Source organism: Williamsia sp. SKLECPSW1, from assembly GCF_054332755.1.
The window spans coordinates 352235-374754 of the sequence record NZ_JBTGLI010000001.1 but is presented as its reverse complement, the minus strand read 5'-3'; the positions used below and the strand labels follow the sequence as shown (position 1 = coordinate 374754).

The window sequence follows — 22520 nt, the reverse complement described above, 5'->3', positions numbered from 1 at the left end:
CACCGGCTCCCTAGCGTGAGCCGCGACCACCCGCCGTGCCACGAGAGGACTCCCGTGACGACCACCACGAGACGCAGACACCACATCACCGACTGGGATCCCGAGGACCGCGAGGCGTGGGACAACGGCAACGAGGCCATCGCCCGCCGCAACCTCGTGTGGTCGGTGATCTGTGAGCACGTCGGCTTCTCGGTGTGGTCGCTGTTCTCGGTGCTCGCGCTGTTCATGGGCCCCGAGTACGGCATCTCGCTGGACCAGAAGTTCGTCATCGCCGCGACGGCCACCTTCGTCGGTGCCTGCCTGCGCATCCCCTACACCCAGGCCACGGCCCGGTTCGGTGGGCGCAACTGGGCGATCTTCAGCGCCGTCGTGCTGCTCGTCCCGACGTCGCTCACGCTGATGTTGATGCTCAACCCCGGCGACTTCGGATTCGGGTGGTTCCTGCTCGTCGCCGCGCTGACCGGTCTCGGCGGCGGCAACTTCGCGTCGTCGATGACCAACATCAACGCCTTCTACCCCCAGCGGCTCAAGGGCTGGGCGCTGGGCCTCAACGCAGGTGGCGGCAACATCGGTGTGCCCGCGGTGCAGCTGATCGGTCTGCTGATCATCTCGATCGCGTCGGACCGCCCGGAGATCGTCTGCTCCATCTACCTCGTGCTGCTGGCCCTCGCGGGCGTCGGTGCGGCGATCTACATGGACAACCTCGACCATCAGACGTCGTCGGGGAAGGCGATGATCGACTGCCTGCGCTACCGCGACACCTGGCTGATCTCGCTGCTCTACGTCGGCACGTTCGGCTCGTTCATCGGATTCGGGTTCGCGTTCAGCCAGGTCCTCAACATCAGCTTCACCGCCTCCGGCGACCCGAAGCCCGCGCTGGCCGCCGCGCAGATCGCCTGGATCGGTCCGCTCCTCGGGTCGCTGTCGCGGCCGTACGGCGGCAAGCTCGCCGACCGCATGGGCGGCGGCCGGGTGACGATGTGGTGTTTCGTCGCGATGGTCGCCTCGTCGGTGATCCTGGTCGCCGCGGGCACGGTCTCGGACTCGAACGACAACAGCATCACCGGCGGGGTGCTGGCAGCGTTCATCGTCGGGTTCATCCTGCTGTTCCTGATCTCCGGGGTCGCCAACGGCTCGGTGTACAAGATCATCCCGGCCGTGTTCGAGGCCAAGGCGCAGGAGAACCGGGGACTCAACGCGTTCGGCAAGATCACCTGGTCGCGGTCGATGTCCGGTGCCCTCATCGGCATCGCCGGCGCGTTCGGCGGACTCGGCGGTGTCGCGATCAACCTGGTCCTGCGCGCGAGCTACAAGTCGCACGAGTCGGCGACGACGGCGTTCTGGGTCTTCCTCGCGTTCTACGTCGTGGCCGGGGTCATCACCTGGTGGTTCTACGCCCGTGGTGAGAAGTCCACGGTGAGTGCAGGATCGGGATCGACCGCGACGCCCGCGGTGGGTGTGGCATGAGCGTGAAGACCGTCGTCGTCGTCGGGCACGGGATGGTCGGCCACCGGTTCGTCACCGACCTGCGTCGCGCCGACATCACCGGTCAGTGGCGCGTGGTGGTGCTGGGGGAGGAGTCCGACGCCGCGTACGACCGTGTGGGTCTGTCGTCCTACGTCAGTTCCTGGGACCGCGGCGACCTGGCGCTGGCGGGCAACGACTACGCCGGCGACGATCTCGTGGAACTGCGACTCGGTGTCCGCGCCGAGACCGTCGACCGTGACGGCCATCGGGTGATCACCTCCGACGGCACCGAGATCGGTTACGACGCACTGGTCATCGCGACCGGGTCGTACGCCTTCGTGCCGCCTGTCACGGGCCGTGACCATCCGCGGTGTTTCGTCTACCGGACCCTCGACGACCTCGACGCGATCCGCGCGGCCGCGGAGTCGGTGGACCCCGGCGCGGTCGGCGTGGTCGTCGGCGGCGGTCTGCTCGGACTGGAGGCCGCGAACGCCCTGCGGTCGCTCGGGATGTCGGCGCACGTGGTGGAGTTCGCGCCCCGCCTGATGCCGCTGCAGGTCGACGACGGCGGCGGCGCGCTGCTGGCCAGAATCGTCGGCGAACTCGGCGTCGCCGTGCACACCGGGGTGTCGACGACGGCCGTGCAGGCCCGCCACGACGGCGGCGTCACCGTGAGCCTGTCCGACGACACCGAGATCGACGCCGAGCTGCTCGTGTTCGCCGCCGGTGTCCGTCCGCGTGACGAACTCGCCCGTGCCGCCGGACTCGACGTCGGTGAGCGGGGCGGTGTGCTCGTCGACTCCAGCTGTCGCAGCGTGGATCCCGACATCTATGCCATCGGTGAGGTCGCCGCCGTCGACGGCCGGTGTTACGGACTCGTCGCTCCCGGGTACTCGACCGCCGAGATCGTGGCCGATCGACTCCTCGGCGGGGACGCGGCCTTCGCCGGCGCCGACATGTCCACCAAGCTCAAGCTGCTCGGCGTGGACGTCGCCAGTTTTGGTGATGCCATGGGTGTCACCGAGGGCGCGCTGGAGATCGTCCACAGCGACCCGATCGCCGGGACCTACGCGAAGGTCGTGGTCTCCGACGACGCGACGACCCTGCTCGGCGGGATCCTCGTCGGGGACGCGAGCGCCTACGCCACGCTCAGACCCATGGTGGGACGGGCGATCCCGGGGGACCCCGCCGCTCTGATCACCCCCGCGACGTCCGGCGGCGGGATCGGTGTCGGCGCGCTGCCCGACGAGGCCGAGATCTGTTCGTGCAACGCGGTCTCCAAGGGCGCCATCTGTGCCGCCGTCGCCGACGGGGCCTGTGACGTCGCGGCCGTCAAGGGATGCACCGGCGCCGGGACGACCTGCGGCGGGTGCGTCCCCAGCATCACGACGCTGCTCGCCGAGTCGGGGGTGGAACTGTCCAGCGCACTCTGCGCGCACTTCTCGCAGTCCCGCCGCGAGCTGTTCGAGGTCGTCGCATCAACCGGCATCCGGACGTTCTCCGAGCTCATCGCACGCTTCGGGACCGGTTCCGGGTGCGAGGTGTGCAAGCCGACGGTCGCGTCGATCCTCGCGTCGACGTCGTCGGACCACATCCTCGACGGCGAGCAGGCCGCCCTGCAGGACACCAACGACCACTTCCTCGCCAACCTGCAGAAGAACGGGTCGTACTCGGTGGTGCCCCGGATGCCGGGCGGCGAGGTGACCGCCGAGCAACTCATCGTGATCGGTGAGATCGCACGGGACTTCGGTCTGTACACCAAGATCACCGGCGGGCAGCGCATCGACATGTTCGGCGCCCGCGTCGACCAGCTGCCGCAGATCTGGCGACGCCTGGTCGATGCGGGGATGGAGTCGGGGCAGGCCTACGGCAAGAGCCTGCGGACGGTGAAGAGCTGTGTCGGGTCGAGCTGGTGTCGGTACGGCGTGCAGGACTCGGTGGCGATGGCCGTCCGTCTGGAGACGCGGTATCGCGGGCTCCGCTCCCCGCACAAGATCAAGTTCGGGGTGTCCGGGTGTGCGCGCGAGTGCGCCGAGGCCCGTGGCAAGGACGTCGGTGTGATCGCGACCGAGTCGGGATGGAACCTCTACGTCGCCGGAAACGGCGGACAGCGGCCGGTGCACGCGCAGCAGTTGGCGTCCGGTCTCGACGACGAGACGCTCGTCGCCTACATCGATCGGTACCTGATGTTCTACATCCGTACCGCGGACCGGCTGCAGCGCACCGCGCCGTGGCTGGAGTCGCTGGAGGGTGGACTGGACCATCTGCGCGACGTCGTCTGCTCCGACAGCCTCGGGATCGCGGCACAGCTCGAGGCCGACATGGACCGTCACGTCGAGGGGTACCGGGACGAGTGGGCCGCCGTCCTCGAGGACGAGGAGAAGCTGTCGCGGTTCGTCTCGTTCGTCAACGCCCCCGACGAGCCCGACCCGACGATCGGGTTCACCGAGTCCGACGGGCGCCGCGTCCCGGTGCTGCTGGGGTCACCGGGGATGCCGACCAGGCACTGACACGCGGGGTGACCTGCGGCGTCACCTCCCACCGACACCGGCGAAACGTCGTCGTCACACGACGGCGACACACTGGACGCACACGAGGACCGAGGAGATCGACCATGACGCTCACCCACCACGACCATGCCGCCGCCGGCACCGCGGGTGACACGCAGTGGGTTCCGGCCTGCCGTCTGGACGCGCTGGTCCCCGGCCGCGGCGTCGCGGTCCTGCTGCCCGACGGCATGCAGGTGGCTCTCTTCCTGCTGTCCTCCGGCGATCTGCACGCCGTCGGCAACGTCGACCCGTTCGGGCGGGCCGCGGTGATGTCGCGTGGTCTCGTCGGTGACCGGGACGGTGAGCCGACCGTCGCCTCGCCGCTGCTCAAGCAGGTGTTCTCGCTGCGGACCGGCCTCTGTCTCGACGGGACCCCGACCGATCCGGACACCGACGACACCGTCGGTCTCGGCACCTTCGCCACCCGGGTGGTCGACGGCCGGGTCGACATCGCGGCGTGGTGAGCCCCGCCCCGCCGGCGGAGGCGGTCGACGAGGCCCCCGCGCCACCGCTGTCGGGGTTCACCATCGGCATCACCGCGGCGCGTCGGGCCGACGAGTTCGAGGCGCTGCTGACGCGACGGGGCGCCGAGGTGGTGCACGCACCCGCGATCCGCATCATCCCGCTCGCCGACGACGCCGAACTCGAACGGGTGACCGCCGAGATCACCGGCGATCCGCCCGACATCGTCATCGCCACCACCGGAATCGGCTTCCGCGGCTGGATGGAGGCCGCGGACGGCTGGGGCGCGGCCGAGGCGCTCACCGAGGCGCTGACGCGGTCGACGGTCGTCGCGCGCGGGCCGAAGGCCAAGGGCGCCATCCGTGCCGCCGGTCTGCGCGAGGAGTGGTCGCCGCCGAACGAGTCGTCGAGCGAGGTCATCGACCACCTGCTCACGCAGGGGGTCACGGGTCTGCGGATCGGCGTACAGCTGCACGGCGCCACCACCGAGTGGGAGCCGCTGCCCGACCTGTGCGCGGTGCTGCGCGAGGCCGGTGCCACGGTGGTGCCGATCCCGGTGTACCGCTGGACACCTCCCGCCGACACCACCGCGCTGGACCAGATGATCCGACTGACCATCGGACACGACATCGACGGCATCACCTTCACCAGTGCGCCCGCCGTCGCCTCGATGCTCGGCCGCGCCCGCGAACTCGGCGTGCTCGACGACTTCCTGCACGCGCTGCGCACGACGGTGCCCGCGCTCTGCGTCGGCGCCGTCACCGCGGCACCACTGCAGGCGCTGCAGGTGCCGACCGTCCAACCCGCACGGTTCCGTCTCGGTGCGCTCGCCCGCACGATCGCCGACGAACTCCCGCGTCGCACCCAGGTGCTGCGCGTGTCCGGACACGACATGGTCGTCCTCGCCCGCGGGGTCACCGTCGACGGGACGCTGCGCCCGCTGACCGCCGCCGGCCTCGCGCTGCTGCGTGCCCTGACCCGCGTACCCGGTCGTGTCGTCGACCGGCACACCCTGCTCGCCGCCCTGCCCGGAGGCGGTGGGGACACCCATGCGGTGGAGACCGCGATGGCCCGATTGCGTACCGCCCTGGGCGATCCCACGATGGTCCAGACCGTCGTCAAGCGCGGGTACCGACTGGCCGTCGACCTCGAGTGGGAGGACGAGTGAGCGACCCGACGCTCGTCCTCGTCGCCCACGGCACGCGCTCGGCAGCCGGTGTCGGGACCGTCGCGCGACTCGCCGACCTCGTCGCCGACCGTGTCGGTCCGGTGCGGGTGGCGTTCGTCGACGTGCTGGGCCCGACGCCGTCGGAGGTCCTCGACGAGATCGACGGGCCGGCGGTGCTGATGCCGGCGTTCCTCGCCTCGGGCTACCACGTCCGCGTCGACATCCCCGAGCACGTGCGGGGCACCGGACGCACCGACGTCCGCGTGACATCGGCCCTCGGGCCCGACCCGGCGATCGCGCAGGTGCTGCTCGCCCGACTGCGGGAGGCGGGGTGGCGTGCGGGTGACCACGTGGTGCTCGCCGCCGCGGGATCGTCGGATCCCCACGCGCTCACCGACGTCCGCACGGCCGCCGACCAACTCGCGCGTCTCACCGGGGCGCCCGTCGACGTCGGGTACGCCGCGACCGCGTCACCGACCGTCGCCGAGGCTGTCGGGGCTGCGCGGGTCGCGGGTGCCCGACGGGTCGCCGTCGCGGCACACCTGTTGGCGCCGGGGATGTTCCACGCGCGGTTGACGGGCGCGGGCGCCGATCTCGTCGCCGAGCCGCTCGGTGCCGACCCGGCCCTCGCCGATCTCGTCGCCGCGCGCTTCCGCGCCCACGCACACACACTCGCCACCCCCTGACCCCTCGTCGACCCGTCGAGTGGGCGCTTCCAGACGTCGGTTGGGCGGTTGCAGACGTCGGTTGGGCAGTTGGGGACGCCGATCGGTTCCCTCTGCCCGACAGTCGGTCAGCCGGCCCGGGTGAGGACGTCGCGGATCGTCGCCGCGGTGAGTTCGGGTCGGCTCAGCGGGACCATGTGATCGCAGTCCTCGTGGTGGACGGTCAGCCGATCGCCGAGCCGATCGGTGAGAGCGTCGACGAATTCTGCCGAGGCGTAGGGCGGTCGGACCTTGTCGGCGACGATCATCGCCGTCGGGGTCCCGGCCCGCGGGAGGGCGAACGGCCGTGCCAGCTCACTCCACGTCGTCATGATCGCGCCGGGGTGCAGACGCCACGTCATGCGACCGTCCGCCGTGGGCAGCAGGTGCGTCTCGATCTCCTCGTCGAGCACGGCGTCGTCGACCTCCCACCACGCCTCGGCGCGCTTGCGGTCCCGCGCATCCTGTTCGTCACGGACGTACCAGGAGTCGAGTGTCGACGACGCGGCGTCGGCCATGCGGTCGCCGTCGAGGCCGACGGCGGGATCGAGCAGGACGAGACCGCCGACCCGCTCCGGGGCGGTCGCGGCCAGCTGCAGCGCGAGCGCACCACCATAGGAGTGCCCGACGACGACGACAGGCCCCGACGCGTGCTCGTCGAGCACCTCGACGAGGCCGGCGACCTGACATTCGATCGTCCACGGCGCCGCCCACGACGAGTGGCCGTGGCCCAGCAGGTCCGGTGCGACGACACGCAGATCGCCGAGGTGATCCTCCGCGAGCGTCCGCCACCGACGCCCGTGGCCGGTGACCCCGTGGACCACGAGCACCGTCTCACCGTCCGCCGGGCCGAATGTCGTCACCGCCATCGTCGTCATGGTCCCGATCATGCCGGGGGTCTGTGCACAGGGCATCCGGTACCGGCGGTGGCGGCTGTCGGTGCCAGGTGATCGAATCGGGGCCGGGATGAGGACCGGGGCGACGACGGGAGGGATGGCACACGATGCGTGAGGATCCGACGGGCGCCGCCCGCGACCGTCCGCGGCGCCGGGCCGAGGTCCCGGCAACGCTGGTCACCGGAGCCGCGGCCGAGGTCGTCGAGCGCACCTGGACCGGTGCGGCGCAGCGGCTCGTGTCCGGCCCGCTCCCCGGCGGCGGTCGCGGGTGGGCACCGACGCGTGTCACGGGCGGTCCCGGGACGGGCAAGTCGTCGCTCGTCGTCGACGTCGCGGTCTCCCGTCTGACCGCGACCGGGGCGGATCCCGAATCGGTGCTGGTCCTCGCGTCCGATCGCCGTGCGGCCGTGCGGCTCCGCGAGCAGATCACCCGCCGCGTTCTCGCCGACCCGGGTCGCGACCGCGACGTCGGGCATCGCTCCACCCGTGAACCGCTCGTCCGGACGGTGCACTCGTACGCCTTCGCGGTGCTCCGTCTGCAGGCGTCCGCGAACGGCAACCCACTCCCGCGCCTCATCACCGGATCCGAGCAGGACGCCGTGCTGCGTGAACTGCTCGCCGGTGACATCGCCGACGGTGCCCGGCACTGGCCCGAGCGGCTGCGCCCCGCGCTGCACACCGACGGGTTCGCCCAGGCACTGCGGGACCTGATCATGCGGGCGGCCGAACGCGGCGTCGGGCCCGAGAAGCTCATCACCCTCGGTCGCGCCCACGGGCGCGACGAGTGGATCGCCGCGGGTGTCGCCTACCGCCAGTACGAACAGACGACGCTGCTGCGCGCAGCGGTCGGGTCCGCGTCGCCGCAGGCCACGGCACCCGCGGTCGACGCCGCCGAGCTGATCGGCTCGGCGCTCACCGCGTTGTCCACCGACGACGAGCTGCTGGCCGGGGAACGCGCCCGCATCCGACACCTCCTCGTCGACGACGCCCACCATCTCGACCCGCAGGCCGCCCACCTCGTCCGACTGGTCGGGACCGGTGCCGAGACCGTGGTCGCCGGTGACCGGGACCAGACGGTGTTCGCCTTCCGCGGCGCGTCGCCGCGTTTCCTCGACGAGCTCGTCCCGGACTCGTCCGACGGCGACGATTCCGATCACGACGTCGTCCTCGACGTCGACCGGCGCGCGGTGCCCGAGATCTCGGCAGTCGTCGACGCGATCGCCGCCCGACTGCCCGGGAGGTCGCGTCCCGCGCGTCGACCCGCCGAAGCCGACGACGGTGACCGGCAGCCGGTCGACGTCCTCGGCGCCGGGCCGGCCGTCCGGGTGGAGGCGTACGGCTCGGCCGCCAAGGAGGCGACGGCCATCGCCGACGCCCTGCGTCGTGCGCACGTGTTCGAGGGTGTGCCGTGGTCGCGGATGGCCATCGTGGCGCGGTCGGTCGCACGATCCGTCCCTGCGCTGCGCCGCGCCCTGCGCGCGACCGGAGTCCCGGTCGTCACGCCCGCGTCGGAGTTGCCGCTGCACAGGCAGCGGGCCGTCGCGGCGCTGCTGTCGGTGCTGCGGGCGGTCGACGGCTCGGTCGACGGCGACGAGGCGCTCGCACTGCTGTCCGGCCCCGTCGGCGGAGCCGACCCGACCGCGGTGCGCCGCCTACGTCGTGGTCTCCGTCGCACCCTCGATGCCGATCCCACTGCGGCGGGAAGGGATTCCATCGACGTCATCGTCGCGGTCCTCGCCGACGACGACGGCCTCGCCGATCCCGACGCGACCGCCCGGTTCGACGCACTCACCGCGGCCGAGCGTGCTCCGCTGGCACGTGTGCGCGACGTCGTGCGGGCCGCCCGGCGGGAGGAGCGTCGTGGCGGAGGGGTCGAGGACGTGCTGTGGGCGGCGTGGGAGGCCACCGGCCTCGCCCGCCGCTGGTCGGCGACCGCACTGCGCGGCGGTCCCGCGGCCGACCAGGCCGATCGCGACCTCGACGCCGTCGTCGCGCTGTTCGACGTGGCAGCGGGCTTCACCGACAACCTCCCCGCCGCGGGGATCGCCGCCTTCGTCGACCACGTCGGGGCGTTGCGGATCGCGGGGGAGGCGCCGCGTCGGAACGGTGGTGCCGAGGCGGTCACCATCGTCTCCGCACACGCCGCGGCGGGACGGGAGTGGGACGTCGTCGCGGTCGCCGGTGTGCAGGACGGGCTGTGGCCCGCGCTGCGCAGCCGTGGCGGCATCCTCGGTACCCCCGCGCTGGTGGACCTGCTCGACGGTGTGGCCGTGGACGGGCTCGACACCGTCTCGCGCACGGCGGTCGCGCTGGCCGACGAACGTCGCCTGTTCCTCGTCGCCTGTTCGCGTGCGCGTCGGCGTCTGCTGGTGACCGCCGTCGACGACGGTGGCGGGGACGCGGCGCCGTCACGCTTCCTCGTGGAGCTGGCCGCACTCGTCGCGGGCGAGCAGCCCGACGACGAGGGTGTCCCGATCGTCTCGGCCGACGGCCTCCTCGAGGTCGCACCCGCGATCCGACGCACGCTGTCGTTGCCGTCGATCGTGGCCGCGTTGCGCGCCCGGGTCGCCCAGCCCGACCCCGATCCGCGCGTCGCGCAGATGCTCGCGCGTCTCGCGGACGCCGGCGTGCCCGGCGCTCACCCCGACGACTGGTTCGGTGTCGCCGAGCCGAGTACCGACGCGCCGCTGTGGGATCCGGCGCGCGGCCCGATCACGGTGTCACCGTCGAGCGTCGAGGCGATCCATCGGTGCTCGCTGCGGTGGATGTTCGAACGAGCCGGCGGGCGTGACGGCGACTCGGCCCCGGCCGTCGCCGGCACCGTCGTGCACACGCTGGTGCAGGCTCTGGCTGGGCAGATACCGCCCGACGACGTGACCGCCTCGCTGCGGCGCATCTGGGATCAGGTCGACGTCGGCGCGCAGTGGTACTCCGCGCACGAGCTGGACCGCGTGGAGTCGATGCTGGACCACTTCGGGACGTGGCTGGAACGCTCCCGCGGCGATCTGGAGGAGATCGGCGTCGAGGTCGAGGTCGACGTCGTCGTCCCGCCCGGTCCCGACGCGGACCCCGAGGACCCCCTCGCCGCGGCCGGTGTCCGCATCAAGGGCCGCATCGACCGCCTCGAACGGGACGGGCAGGGCCGGCCCGTCGTCGTCGACGTGAAGACCGGCAAGAGCGCGGTCAGCAAGGAGGACGCCGCTGTGCACCCGCAGCTCGCGACCTACCAGCTCGCCGTCCACCTCGGTGGTGTCGAGGGTGTCGCGCGGACCGAACCCGGTGGGGGACGGTTGGTGTACGTGTCGTCGTCGAACAAGACGACCGGTGCCGCCGAACGGGTGCAGCCCCCGCTCACCGCCGACCACATCGCGGAATGGACGCAGCTGGTCCGCGAGGCCGCCCGCCGCAGCGCCGGTCCGCGGTTCGTCGCGACGGTGAACGCGGGGTGCGTGCGGTGTCCGCTGACCGCGTCGTGCCCGGCGTCGCTCGCCGGGAAGGCGGTGACCGATGACTGACCTGCTCACGCGGCGCCCGATGATCTCGGCCCGGAGCCTCTCTGCCGCACTGGGTCTGCCGCCGCCGACCGACGAGCAGGTCGCGGTGATCGAGGCGCCGATGGAACCGCTTCTCGTCGTCGCCGGCGCGGGCGCGGGCAAGACCGAGACGATGGCCGCGCGCGTCGTGTGGCTCGTCGCCAACCGCCTGGTGTCGCCCGACGAGATCACCGGCCTCACGTTCACCCGGAAGGCCGCGGCCGAGCTGGCCGCGCGGATCCGCCGGCGGTTGGCGATGCTCGCAGGATCGTCGGCGATGCTGCAGTGGGACCCCGACGGGTCGGCGCGTGCCGTGCTGCGATCGGCCGATCCGGAGGTGAGCACCTATCACGCGTACGCCGGGCGGCTCATCGCCGACCACGGTCTGCTGCTGCCGGTGGAGCCTGCGTCGACGCTGCTCTCGGAGACCGAGCTGTGGCAGGTGGCGTTCGAGGTGGTCGCCGGATGGCCCGACGACCTCGAGACCGCGAAGACGCCGCAGGGCGTGACCGAGTCGGTGCTGTCGCTGTACTCCGACGCCGCCGAGCACCTCGTCGACCTCGGCGACATCGCCGGCAGCGGGATGGAGCTGCACCGTCTGATCGACACGCTGCCACCCGGGCCCCGGCAGCGCGCAGAACCCGCGCAGGCGCTGCGTGCGATGCAGGAGGTCGTCGGAGAACGTCACCGTCTGGTGCCGTTGGTGCAGCGCCTCGCCGACACCATGCGCAGCCAGAACGTCCTCGACTTCGGCAGCCAGATGTCGCTCGCGGCGCGGCTGGTGCGTGACCATCCCGAGGTCGCCGGGGCCGAACGGGCGACCGTCCGCGCGGTGCTGCTCGACGAGTACCAGGACACCGGCCACTCGCAGCGGATCCTGTTGTCGCGGTTGTTCGGTGGGCGATCGGGACCGGGGAGGCCGCAGGTGGCGGTGACCGCGGTCGGCGACCCCATCCAGTCGATCTACGGGTGGCGCGGTGCGTCGGCCGCGAACCTGCCACGCTTCGCGTCCGACTTCCCGACGTCCTCGGGTGACCCGGCCTCGCGGCGCGAGCTGCTGACGAGCTGGCGCAACCCGAGAACCGCTCTGCGACTGGCCAATCAGGTGTCGGAGGATCTGCGCGCCGCCGGGATCCCGGTGAGTGTGCTGCGGTCCCGCGACGACGCCCCGGAGGGCACCGTCGACGTCGCGCTGCACGAGACCGTCGTCGACGAACGCACCTGGATCGCCGACGCGGTGTCGCAGGAGTACGACGCCGCCGAGCGGGCGGGCACCGCCCCGCCGACCACGGCGATCCTGGTGCGCCGCAACGAGGACTCCGCCCCGCTGGCCGCGGAGCTCGAATCGCGTGGCATCCCGGTCGAGGTGGTCGGGATCGGTGGGCTGCTGTTCGTGCCCGAGATCCAGGACATCGTCGCCACCCTGCGTCTCATGGCCGATCCGATGGCGGGCACCGCCGCGATGCGGCTGCTGACCGGTGCCCGGTTCCGGCTCGGCGCGGCCGATCTCGCGGCGTTGTGGCGGCGCGCGCGGGAGCTCGCCGTCGTCGGCGGGTCCGGCGGTTCCGTCGCGGTCGACTCCGTCGGCGCGCTCGACGATGCCCTGGACGCGGTGTTGCCCGCCGACAGTGCCGACGAGGCGGGTCTCGGCGACGCCATCGCCGACCCGGGTGAGGCGTCCCGGTACAGCCCGACCGGGCACAAACGCATCGTCGATCTCGGACACATGCTGGAGGGTCTGCGTCGTCGGATCGGCCAGTCGCTGCCGGATCTCGTCGCCGATGTCGAGGCCACCCTCGGCGTCGCCGTCGAGACGCAGGTCCGCGCACGCCGCATGCGGGGTGTCATCACCGGACGCGAACACCTCGACGCGTTCGCCGAGCACGTCGCGACCTACGCCGAGCGGCCGTCGGCCACGCTGTCGGGGCTCCTGGCCTTCCTCGACTCGGCGGCCACCGTCGAGAAGGGACTGGAGATGGGTGCGGTCGAGATCGCCGACGACCGCGTCCAGATCCTCACCATGCACGCGGCGAAGGGCCTCGAGTGGGAGGTCATCGTGCTGCCCCACGTGTGCACCGACATCTTCCCCGGCGGCCGGTCCGACGGGACCTGGTTGGGCAGTGCCCGCGAGCTCCCGGCAGACCTGCGCGGCGACCTCGCCGACGCGTCGGGCGTCGGGTTCCCGCCGTTGCGTCTCGAGGGTGTCGAGGACCGCAAGGACCTCACCGACCGCATCGACGAGCACAAGCAGGCCCTGCGCGACCGCAAGCTGGAGGAGGACCGGCGACTGCTCTACGTCGCGCTCACCCGGACGCAGCGGCGGTTGCTGATCTCCGGACACCACTGGACCGCCCGACACGACAAGCCCAAGGGGCCGTCGGACTTCCTCACCGAGATCGCCGAGATCGTCCGTGCCGCAGACGATCCCGGCATGCGCATCGTGACATGGGTCGACGCACCCGCCGACGGGGCGACGAACCCGCTGGCCGAGCATGCGACCGCCGTCGAATGGCCGCGCGATCCCCTCGGCGCGCACCGCCCGTCGGTCCTCGCCGGGGCCGACCGTGTCCGCGACGCACTCCGCAGTCGCGGGGCGCCGGCTCTCTTCGACTCTCCGTCCGTGTCGACATCCGGGGACCCGGGCGCCGACGACCCCGACACCGAGGACGAGGTGACCGTCCTCGAACGCGAGGTCGACGCGCTGCTCGCCGAGCGGGCCGCGGAGAGCGTGTTCGACCTCGAGGTCGCCCTCCCGAACCACCTCTCGGTCAGCGAACTCGTCGAGCTCGACACCGATCAGGCCGCGTTCGCCCGTCGCCTCCGACGGCCGATGCCGTTCAAGCCGAACCGGCTCGCGCGCCGGGGTACGGCGTTCCACGCCTGGGTGGAGCGCCGATTCGGGGCGACACGACTGCTCGACACCGACGAGTTGCCCGGCGCCGCAGACGAGTCGAACGACGCCGACGCCGATCTCGCGGTGCTCCGGGAGGCGTTCTTGGCCTCACCGTGGGCGGCGCGGACCCCGGCGGAGGTGGAGGTGCCGTTCGAGACGGTCATCGGCGACACCGTCGTCCGCGGCCGGATCGACGCGGTGTTCACCGAGCCCGACGGCTCGGCGATCGTCGTCGACTGGAAGACCGGCGCACTGCCCGACGCGGCACATCGGGCCTCGCTGCAGGTCCAGTTGGCGGCCTATCGGGTCGCCTGGTCGGAACTGTCCGGTGTCCCGCTGGATCGCGTGCGGGCGGCGTTCCACTACGTGCGGCCGGGGGTCACGGTCGAACCGTCGGACCTGCCCGACCGCGACGGCCTGGCGCGACTGCTCGCGGTCAGGAGTCCCGACGGATCCGCAGAGCCGTGGTGATCATGGGGATCTGCATCGGCAGACGTGCCGCGGCACCGGCCAGCAGCAGCGGCTTGCCCCGGAACACCCGCAGGGTGTTCACGTTCGCCGGGAACACCGCGACGAACAGTGCGACCGCCGCGGTCGCAGCGGTCCGACGGGTCCGCGGGTACAGCAACCCGGCACCGATCGCCATCTCGGCGGCGCCGGAGGCGTAGGTGAGAGTCCGCGCGTCGCCGGGGATCTCGGGCGGCACGATCGAGTCGAACGGGGCGGGCACCGCGAAGTGCAGGACACCCATGCCGACCAGTGCACCGCCCATGATGCGCGCATCGCGCTGCGCGGTGCGACGGCGACGGAGGGCCGCCGGGGTCGGAAGTCTGTCCAGAAGCGTTGTCATGCGCACCACTGTGCCTGATCGGGACGGTCGATCGGGCTAGAGTCCCCGTGATGCCTGGACCCATTCGTCGCCGCCTGCGTCCGGACGACCTCGCCACCATGCCCGACCACGCGTTGGTCGGCGTCGTGCGGATCCCCGAGATGCAGGCCAGCCCCGTGCGGGCGATCAGCCGTCGAGTGTTGTTCGCGCTCGTGGCGTTGTTCGCGGCGGTGCTCATCGTCTACATCGACCGCGACGGCTACCGGGACTCGCAGGGGAGCCGGCTGTCGTTCCTGGACTGCTTCTACTACGCGACGGTGTCGCTGTCGACGACCGGCTACGGCGACATCGTCCCGTTCACCCCGGGCGCGCGGCTCGTGAACGTCCTCGTCATCACCCCGCTGCGCGTGATGTTCCTGATCGTGTTGGTCGGCACCACACTCGAGGTGTTGACCGAACGGTCCCGGCAGGCCCTGAAGATCCAGCGTTGGAGGAGCAAGGTGCGCAACCACACCGTCGTCGTCGGCTACGGCACCAAGGGCAAGACGGCGGTGCGCGCGATGCTGGCCGACGGGACGAAGCCGTCGGAGATCGTCGTCGTCGACTCCCACCAGACCGTCCTCGACGGGGCGGCAGCCGAGGGACTGGTCACGGTCCGCGGCGACGCGACACGGTCGGATGTGTTGCGGCTGGCCGGTGCCCAGCACGCCGTGTCGATCATCATCGCCACCAACCGCGACGACACCGCCGTCCTCGCGACGCTCACCGCCCGTGAGTTGGCGCCGCGCGCGAAGATCGTCGCGTCGATCCGGGAGGCGGAGAACACCCACCTCATCCGGCAGTCGGGCGCCAACTCGGTCGTCGTCTCGTCGGAGACGGCCGGTCGGCTCCTCGGTCTGGCCACCTCCACGCCGGCCGTCGTCGAGGTGATCGAGGACCTGCTCACCCCCGACGCCGGCTATGCGATCGCCGAGCGTGACGTCGAACGCGACGAGTACGGCGCGAGCCCCCAGCATCTCGTCGACATCGTCCTCGGGGTGGTCCGGGACGGTCGCCTGCACCGCGTCGACGACAGCGAGGTCGACGCCATCGAGGAGGGCGACCGCCTGCTGTACGTGCGGAAGGGTCCCGCCTGAGCCACGCGCGGTGTAGACAGAGCGGGTGACGCGAACCTGTGTGGTCGTCCAGTGGGTGCTCCGTGTACTCGTGCTGGGCCCCCTGTTCCGGCTGCGCGACCGGCCGGTCGTCGTCGGCGCCGAGAACATCCCGCGCCGCGGTCCGCTGATCCTCGTCGCGAACCACCAGGCCGTCTCCGACTCCTTCCACCTCGCGATCGCCGCGCGGCGGCCCGTCGTCTTCCTCGCCAAGGCCGAGTACTTCACCGAGGGCGGGTGGCGTGGGCGTCTGAAGCGGTGGTTCTTCAGTTCGATCGGACAGATCCCCGTCGACCGCGACGGCGGTGACGCGGCGTCCGACGCACTCGCGACCGCATGCGCCGTGGTCCGGTCCGGCGCGGCCTGGGCGATCCACCCGGAGGGCTCGAGGGTGATGTCGCACAGCATCCACCGGGGTCACACCGGTGCACTGCGGGTCGCGATCACGACCGGCGTGCCCGTCGTACCGATCGCGATCACCGGGACCGCCGACGGCACGCACTGGTGGTCGCGGCGCGACGTGACCATCCACGTGGGTGCGGTGGTCGATCCGACGGGCCTGGTGCCCGACGACGCCCGCGCGACCACCGACCGGCTGATGCGATGGATGGCGTCGGTCACCGGCTGGCCCTACGTCGACGACTACACGCCACGCCGACGGGCCGCCTGATCCGCGATCGTTAGGCTCGGTGGGTGGCCTTCCTCTCGCTCCCCGAACCGCCGCTGCTGTCGCGGTCCACCGTCGACCGCGCCGACGAGATCCGCGACGACGCCGACAGGCTCGCGACAGGCTGGCCTCGGGCGAGGGTGCTGCAGGTCGACTCGCAGGGGCGGTCGGGGATCGGTCCCGACGGGCTCCGGTGGGAGGACGCGGCCGCCGTCGGCGACACCATCCCGGACGACGCGGTGCTGATCGGTGTCCGCGACGGGGTCGACCTGTGGGCCCTGCGCGTCGAGACGATCGAGGGCAAGACCGCGGATCCGCGCGGCAGCCTCGGCCGCCTCGATCCCGACGAGGCGGGCCTGCTGGTCACCGCTCTGGGGATCCTGAACTGGCATGCGACGGCACGGTTCTCACCGGTGGACGGCAGCCCGACCGTCCCCGCCCGCGCCGGGTGGACCCGGAAGAGCACGGTGACCGGACGCGAGGAGTTCCCACGTTCCGACGCCGCGATCATCACCGTCGTCCACGACGGCGCCGACCACGTCCTGCTGGGTCGGCAGGCCGGGTGGCCGGAGAAGTGGTTCTCGACGTTCGCCGGCTTCGTCGAGCCGGGGGAGTCGGTGGAGCAGTGCGTCGTGCGGGAACTGCACGAGGAGACCGGGCTCGACGTCGTCGAACCGCGGTACATGGGCAGCCAGCCCTGGCCGTTCCCGCGGTCGCTGATGCTCGGTTTCGAGGCCCGGGCCGATCGGGACCAGCCCCTGGACTACCTCGACGGCGAGATCACCGAGGCCGTCTGGTTCGGCCGCGACGAGGTCGTCGCGGCCCTGGAGAGCGGCGACGAGTGGCTGCGTGGTCAGCCCGACCCGCAGGCCGAGGGTGGCCCGCGACTCCGACTGCCCGGTTCCATCTCCATCGCCCGCGCACTCGTCGTCGCCTGGGCGACCTCCTCCTGACCCGATCCGACGCAGTTCTTCCCGCTCAGCGGCAAGAACTGCGCCGGATGTCACCGTCGGGTCGAGAAGTCGACGATCCGTCGGTCCGAGGAGTGGATCCAGTCCCGACCGTGGGCGATCGTCGCGGCCTGGCTGCCGAACACCTCGGGATCGGGATCGACCGAGCTGAACGGGATCGACCACGCCGGGCGACCGGATCGGACGTCGATCGCCGTCATCGTGGAGCCGTCGTCCCCGACGAGGAAGTCGCCGCGCGCCGCACGCGGGGTGAACGCCGGCGTCGCGCTGCGACTCCATCGCACGTCGCCGTTCGCCAGGTCGAGTCCCGCCGACGGCCCGTCGGGCCCGTCGCGGACCACGACCGTGCGGCCCACGACCGCGATCGCCGTGCCCAGGGCGCCGCCGTCGCCCGTCACGAGCCGGTCGGCGCCCCATCGCCGCGCACCGGTTCTCCGGTCGTAGGCGGCGTCGCCCATGATCACCGGACCCTGCGGGTCCGGGCGGACGTCGACGGGGATGGACTGCACCGCTGACGAGCGGCTGGTCGCGACGACCCGACCGTCCCGCCCACGGAGCACCTGCCGCAGCACCGTCGCCGAGTCCGAGCAGGTCCCGACGGCATCGACGACGACCCCGCCCGGGAGCAGGGAGGCGTTGCGGACACAGTCCTGCGACCGTGCCCGCCACCGCTCACGCCCGTCGGCCGCGTCGAACTGCACCGACTCGCTGCCGGTCGTGACGAGCCCGACGCCGTCGGTGACCGCGAGGACCTGATCCTCGTACACCGACTCCCATGCCGCCCCGATGTCCATCGCGCGTGTCCAGTGGGCGGAGATGTCGGCGAACGTGCCCGCGTGGACCCGCACGTCGTCGTCCTCCGGGTCGCCCTCGGCGACGTAGAGGGTGTCGTCGTCGGTGGCCAGTCCGAACACGAACTCCCCGATGGACCGTCGCTGCGCACGTCCGGTCGCGGTGTCGATGGAGACGAGTTCGGTGCCCCGGGACTGCGCGTAGCAGTAGAGCTTCCCGTCGACCGGTGTGCCGCCGCATCCTTCGACGTCGGGGGCGGGCACCCGCCAGCGGACCCTCCCGGACGACGCGTCGATCCCGATCACGACGGCGTCGTCGAGGACGTATGCGTCGGTCGGGCTGCCGGCGATGGTGATCAGCGTGTCGCCGTCGACGACGAAACCCGGCGTCCCGGACCGATAGGACGCGCCGCCGCGGGGATCGCTGAACGCGCCGAACGGGCGGTGGAGATAGGTGGCGGCGTCGAGGGACCAGACGACGCCCGGGGTGATGGACGAGGCGCCGCTGTCCGTGCCGTCGTCGCGGTCCATCACGACGACCACCGCCGCGGTGACACTGACGACGGCTGCGATCGCCGCCGCGATCAGGGCCCAGGAGTGGCGCGAGAGCATCGTCAGAACTCCAGACCCGGTGTCAGGGCGATCGCGCGCACCTCGTCGTCGGACAGGGGCGGGGCGGGCGTCGTGCGCGGGGTCGCGTGCGACGTCACGACGATCTCGGTCCCCGACGGCCGGGTGACGGTGACGACCGTGAGGGCCTCGGGCACCTGCTGCTCGCCGGAGAAGGACATCGACGGACCGCTCACACCTCTCGTGGTCTCGACGACGGTGCCGTCCGGCAGCGCCCGACGGTCCTCCCCTGCATTCGTCGGGTCGGGGCGCTCCGGGGCGGGGGGCGTCTTCCCGCCGGTGATCGCGATGTCGACCCCGGCGGGTGCGTCCGGGTCGGCAGTCGTGGAACACAGTGTGCTGCGCGAGGAATCGCTCACCTGCAGCGGCAGGAACGGGACGCCGCCCGGTCGCACACCGGCGAGCACGGCGTCGAGCCGCCGGGCCTGCTCGCGGGTGACCGGCGGTGCGTCCGACTCGCCGAAGCCCGCTGAGCACCGGGCGCGCGGTGCGGGTGTGCCCGGCGGGACGGGGGTGCTCACCCGCAGGCGGGGGTCTGCGGCGACACGTGCGAGGTCGTCGACGGTCAGCGGCATCCGGCCACCGAACTCGCCGCCGGTCCTGCCGATCTGGTCGTCGGCGCCGGCACCGATCCGGGAGCCGTCCGTGGCGTACGCGGTCGCGGTCCGTGAGGACCGACGCTTCCCGTCTGTCTCCGTCCACGTGTCGTGCACGTCGACGACCGTGCCGTCCGGCAGGGTGCGGCGCTCGTCGAGATCGCCTGCCACACAGGGAGGTATGGGCCGATCCGACTTCTGCACCGTGACGTACAGATCGCCCTGGGCCCCGTCGCGGACGATCGAGCCGACGGCGGTCGTCGCACCCTCGCCGGCGTCCTGCTCACCGAAGTCGATGATCGGGGGGAAGACGAGCGACCGCGACGGACTGTCGAAGACGAGTTCGGCGCCGTCGGGCAGGTCGTCGAGGAGGCCGTCGGACATCGCGGTCGCCTTGGGTCCGCTGAACCACGGGAACTTCGGGTTGTCGTACGACTGTGTGCCAAACGAGGTGACAGCGCTGTACCCCCCGCGCGTGTCGGGCTGCTCGACGGTGGCGCACCCGGGGATCGGCGCCGTCGGGTCGAACGGTTCGTCGACGACGACCGGCGTGTGCGGAGGACTGGTCGACGGCGGTGCGGGCGAGGACGACGACTCGACAGGCGCGGCGACGTCAGATCGGTCGGGATGGGGTCGCGTGACCTCCAGACCGATGACCCCGAGTGCGGTCAGCGACACGACGACGAGAGCGGCCGTCACACGGCGTTGGACGATCACGCCGTACAGACAAACAGACAAAGCGGGCTGTCGTGAGCAATCCGTAGCAGTTCGTGTCGTCGAGCGACACGAACCGCGACGGATCGGTGATCAGCCGGCGAGTTTGGCGAGGACTTCCTTCACCGAGGGGTTGGTCGCAGTGGTTCCGTCGGCGTACTTCACCGTCGGGACCACGTGGTTGCCGTTGTTGACGCTGCCGACGAACTCGGCGGCCGAGGGCTCGCGCTCGATGTCGATCTCGGTCCACTCGACGCCCTCTCCGCGCAGACCGGTCTTCAGCCGGGCGCAGAAGCCGCACCAGGACGTGGTGTACATGGTCAGGGCGGGGTTCTCGCTGCTCATGAACACCAGAACGTACGCGGACCCGCCGAAGATTCCGCTGTCGGTGGGTCCGGGGATACTGGGGGCCATGCGCTCGCTCGACGGTCTCGACCCGGAACAGCAGGCCGCCGTCCTCGCGCCCCGCGGACCGGTCTGCGTGCTCGCGGGTGCCGGCACGGGCAAGACCCGCACCATCACACGTCGGATCGCCCACCTCGTCGGTGAGGGTCACGTCCGCGGTGACCAGGTGCTCGCCGTCACGTTCACCGCGCGCGCCGCGGGGGAGATGCGGGGTCGTCTGCGGTCGCTGGGGCTGTCGGGGTCGGGCAACTCGGTGCAGGCGATGACGTTCCACGCCGCGGCGATGCGTCAGTTGCGGTACTTCTGGCCGCAGGCGGTCGGCTCCGGGCGGTGGGAACTGCTCGACAACAAGTTCCCGGTCGTCTCGCGCGCGGCCCGGCGAGCCGGCCTCGACACGTCGACGGAGACGCTGCGCGACCTCTCGTCGGAGATCGAGTGGGCGAAGGCGTCGCTGATCGGTGTCGACGACTACGTGCGCGAGGTCGGCAGGCTGCGTCGCGAGACACCGTTCGCCGCGGAGAAGGTCGCCGCGGTCTACGCCGGATACGAGGCCGCGAAGGTCTCGCCCGACGGCGACCAACTGCTCGACTTCGACGACCTGCTTCTCGTCACCGCGGGCATCCTCGCCGACAACGCTGCGCTCGCCGAGGTCTTCCGGGACCGCTACCGCTGTTTCGTCGTCGACGAGTACCAGGACGTCACACCCGCCCAGCAGAGCCTGCTCGACGCATGGCTCGGCAACCGTGACGACCTCACCGTCGTCGGCGACGCGAACCAGACCATCTACACGTTCACCGGGGCGAGCCCGCGCTACCTGCTCGACTTCACCCGGCGCTTCCCCGAGGCGCACCTCGTCCGTCTCGAGCGCGACTACCGTTCCACGCCGCAGGTGGTCAGCCTGGCCAACCGTGCCATCGGTGCCGCACGCGGCCGTGTGGCCGGGACACGACTGGCGCTGGTCGGACAACGTCCGCCCGGCCCCGAGCCGGAGTTCGCCGAGTTCGACGACGAACCCGCCGAGGCCGCGGCCGTCGCGAAACGGATCACGACCCTGCTGTCGCAGGGTGTCCCGGCGTCGGAGATCGCGATCCTCTACCGCGTCAACGCGCAGGCGCAGGCCCATGAGGACGCGCTGACCGCGGCGGGCATCGCGTACCAGGTGCGCGGCGGCGAGGCGTTCTTCCAGCGTGCCGAGATCCGACAGGCCATGCGGGCGCTGCAGTCCGCGGCCGGTCGCGACGACCTCCCGGCCGACGCCGATCTCCCGACCGTCGTGCGTGCGGTCCTGGTCCCGCTCGGTCTCACCGACACCGAACCGGCGGGTACGCAGGCACGTCAGCGGTGGGAGTCGTTGCGGGCGCTGGTCACCCTCACCGAGGACCTCGTCGCCGACGTCCCCGACCTCGCGCTGCCGGGCCTCGTCGACGAGCTCGCGGCCCGCGCGCAGGCCCGGCACCCGCCGACGGTCCAGGGCGTCACGTTGTCGTCGCTGCACGCGGCGAAGGGCCTCGAGTGGGACGCGGTGTTCCTCGCCGGTGTCACGGACGGGTCGTTGCCGATCAACCAGGCGATCAACGGGTCCGACGAGGACGTCGAGGAGGAGCGTCGGCTCTTCTACGTCGGCATCACGCGGGCACGCGAGATCCTGCACATCTCGTGGGCGCTCGCGCGGGCCCAGGGCGGACGCAAGAGTCGTCGGCGCTCGCGGTTCCTCATCGGACTCGTGCCCGACGACTCACCTGCGTCCCGCATCGCCGAGCCGACCAAGCCCGGACGGCGACCGCGCTGCCGGGTCTGCGGCAAGCAACTCATCGGGAAGACGCCGTCGCTGCTCGGCCGGTGCGAGGACTGCCCGTCCGACCTCGACGAGGAACTGCTGCTCGCGCTGAAGGAGTGGCGGCGCTCGCAGGCCGCGGAGCAGAAGGTCCCGGCCTTCGTCGTCTTCTCCGACAACACGCTGATCGCCATCGCCGAACAGAAGCCGTCCGACGTCGCCGGGCTCGTCGCGATCCCGGGTATCGGGGCCAAGAAGCTCGACCAGTACGGCGAGATGGTGCTGGGTCTCGTCGCCGGGACCGTTCGCTGACGATT

Annotated in this window: 16 protein-coding genes; 11 read left to right on the top strand and 5 right to left on the bottom strand. The window is 71.8% G+C overall.

Annotation, left to right across the window (positions count from 1 at the left end; all coding sequences use genetic code 11):
- Window positions 1–54 precede the first annotated feature (54 nt).
- The 5 genes from ACXVUM_RS01810 to ACXVUM_RS01790 all read left to right on the top strand — a co-directional run bounded on the left by ACXVUM_RS01810 (window position 55) and on the right by ACXVUM_RS01790 (window position 6332).
- Window positions 55–1467 (top strand): nitrate/nitrite transporter, encoded by a 1413-nt coding sequence (locus ACXVUM_RS01810; protein WP_458520175.1) that lies wholly within the window; start codon window positions 55–57, stop codon window positions 1465–1467.
- On the top strand, window positions 1464–3977 hold the full coding sequence (gene nirB / locus ACXVUM_RS01805) for a nitrite reductase large subunit NirB (RefSeq protein ID WP_458520174.1): 2514 nt from the start codon (window positions 1464–1466) through the stop codon (window positions 3975–3977). The genes ACXVUM_RS01810 and nirB overlap by 4 nt, the downstream gene beginning before the upstream one ends.
- Window positions 3978–4081: 104 nt before the next feature.
- Entirely contained in the window at window positions 4082–4480 is a 399-nt protein-coding gene (nirD, locus tag ACXVUM_RS01800; RefSeq protein WP_458520173.1) for a nitrite reductase small subunit NirD, read from the top strand.
- Window positions 4477–5646 carry a uroporphyrinogen-III synthase gene (locus ACXVUM_RS01795; RefSeq protein ID WP_458520172.1) on the top strand — a complete coding sequence of 390 codons (1170 nt, stop codon included), beginning with the start codon at window positions 4477–4479 and terminating at the stop codon, window positions 5644–5646. Before nirD ends, ACXVUM_RS01795 begins: the two co-directional genes overlap by 4 nt.
- The gene (locus ACXVUM_RS01790) at window positions 5643–6332 is read left to right on the top strand and encodes a sirohydrochlorin chelatase (protein WP_458520171.1); all 690 of its coding nucleotides are present in this window, start codon (window positions 5643–5645) and stop codon (window positions 6330–6332) included. The genes ACXVUM_RS01795 and ACXVUM_RS01790 overlap by 4 nt, the downstream gene beginning before the upstream one ends.
- 107 nt (window positions 6333–6439) lie before the next feature.
- Here ACXVUM_RS01790 and ACXVUM_RS01785 read toward each other — a convergent pair whose 3' ends face one another.
- Complete coding sequence (locus ACXVUM_RS01785) at window positions 6440–7228, bottom strand: alpha/beta fold hydrolase (protein ID WP_458520170.1); 789 nt, start codon at window positions 7226–7228, stop codon at window positions 6440–6442.
- Between the two features lie 125 nt (window positions 7229–7353).
- On the opposite strand from ACXVUM_RS01785, the gene ACXVUM_RS01780 reads away from it, so the two are divergent.
- Both ACXVUM_RS01780 and ACXVUM_RS01775 read left to right on the top strand, forming a co-directional pair.
- Complete coding sequence (locus ACXVUM_RS01780) at window positions 7354–10761, top strand: ATP-dependent helicase (protein WP_458520169.1); 3408 nt, start codon at window positions 7354–7356, stop codon at window positions 10759–10761.
- A complete protein-coding gene (locus tag ACXVUM_RS01775; RefSeq protein ID WP_458520168.1) occupies window positions 10754–14143 on the top strand; it encodes an ATP-dependent helicase in 3390 nt (1129 codons plus the stop codon). Before ACXVUM_RS01780 ends, ACXVUM_RS01775 begins: the two co-directional genes overlap by 8 nt.
- Here ACXVUM_RS01775 and ACXVUM_RS01770 read toward each other — a convergent pair.
- A complete protein-coding gene (locus ACXVUM_RS01770) occupies window positions 14109–14522 on the bottom strand; it encodes a DoxX family protein (RefSeq protein ID WP_458520167.1) in 414 nt (137 codons plus the stop codon). The two genes, ACXVUM_RS01775 and ACXVUM_RS01770, sit on opposite strands and share 35 nt — an antisense overlap.
- 50 nt (window positions 14523–14572) lie before the next feature.
- On the opposite strand from ACXVUM_RS01770, the gene ACXVUM_RS01765 reads away from it, so the two are divergent.
- From ACXVUM_RS01765 to nudC, 3 genes are read left to right on the top strand one after another with little or no spacing between them, the layout of a single operon-like run.
- Window positions 14573–15637 carry a potassium channel family protein gene (locus ACXVUM_RS01765; protein ID WP_458520166.1) on the top strand — a complete coding sequence of 355 codons (1065 nt, stop codon included), beginning with the start codon at window positions 14573–14575 and terminating at the stop codon, window positions 15635–15637.
- Window positions 15638–15662: 25 nt separating this feature from the next.
- A complete protein-coding gene (locus tag ACXVUM_RS01760; protein WP_458520165.1) occupies window positions 15663–16325 on the top strand; it encodes a lysophospholipid acyltransferase family protein in 663 nt (220 codons plus the stop codon).
- Between the two features lie 23 nt (window positions 16326–16348).
- On the top strand, window positions 16349–17275 hold the full coding sequence (gene nudC / locus ACXVUM_RS01755) for an NAD(+) diphosphatase (RefSeq protein ID WP_458520164.1): 927 nt from the start codon (window positions 16349–16351) through the stop codon (window positions 17273–17275).
- Between the two features lie 50 nt (window positions 17276–17325).
- Here the strand turns inward: nudC and ACXVUM_RS01750 are convergent, their stop codons facing one another.
- The 3 genes from ACXVUM_RS01750 to ACXVUM_RS01740 form a co-directional block, all read right to left on the bottom strand.
- A complete protein-coding gene (locus tag ACXVUM_RS01750; protein WP_458520163.1) occupies window positions 17326–18696 on the bottom strand; it encodes an outer membrane protein assembly factor BamB family protein in 1371 nt (456 codons plus the stop codon).
- Window positions 18697–18698: 2 nt separating this feature from the next.
- A complete protein-coding gene (locus ACXVUM_RS01745) occupies window positions 18699–20027 on the bottom strand; it encodes a hypothetical protein (protein WP_458520162.1) in 1329 nt (442 codons plus the stop codon).
- A 90-nt stretch (window positions 20028–20117) separates the two neighbouring features.
- Window positions 20118–20369, bottom strand: coding sequence for a mycoredoxin (locus ACXVUM_RS01740; RefSeq protein WP_458522754.1), 252 nt, complete (start codon window positions 20367–20369; stop codon window positions 20118–20120).
- Window positions 20370–20436: 67 nt separating this feature from the next.
- Between ACXVUM_RS01740 and ACXVUM_RS01735 the strand changes: the two genes are divergently transcribed.
- The gene (locus ACXVUM_RS01735) at window positions 20437–22515 is read left to right on the top strand and encodes an ATP-dependent DNA helicase UvrD2 (RefSeq protein WP_458520161.1); all 2079 of its coding nucleotides are present in this window, start codon (window positions 20437–20439) and stop codon (window positions 22513–22515) included.
- Window positions 22516–22520 lie beyond the last annotated feature (5 nt).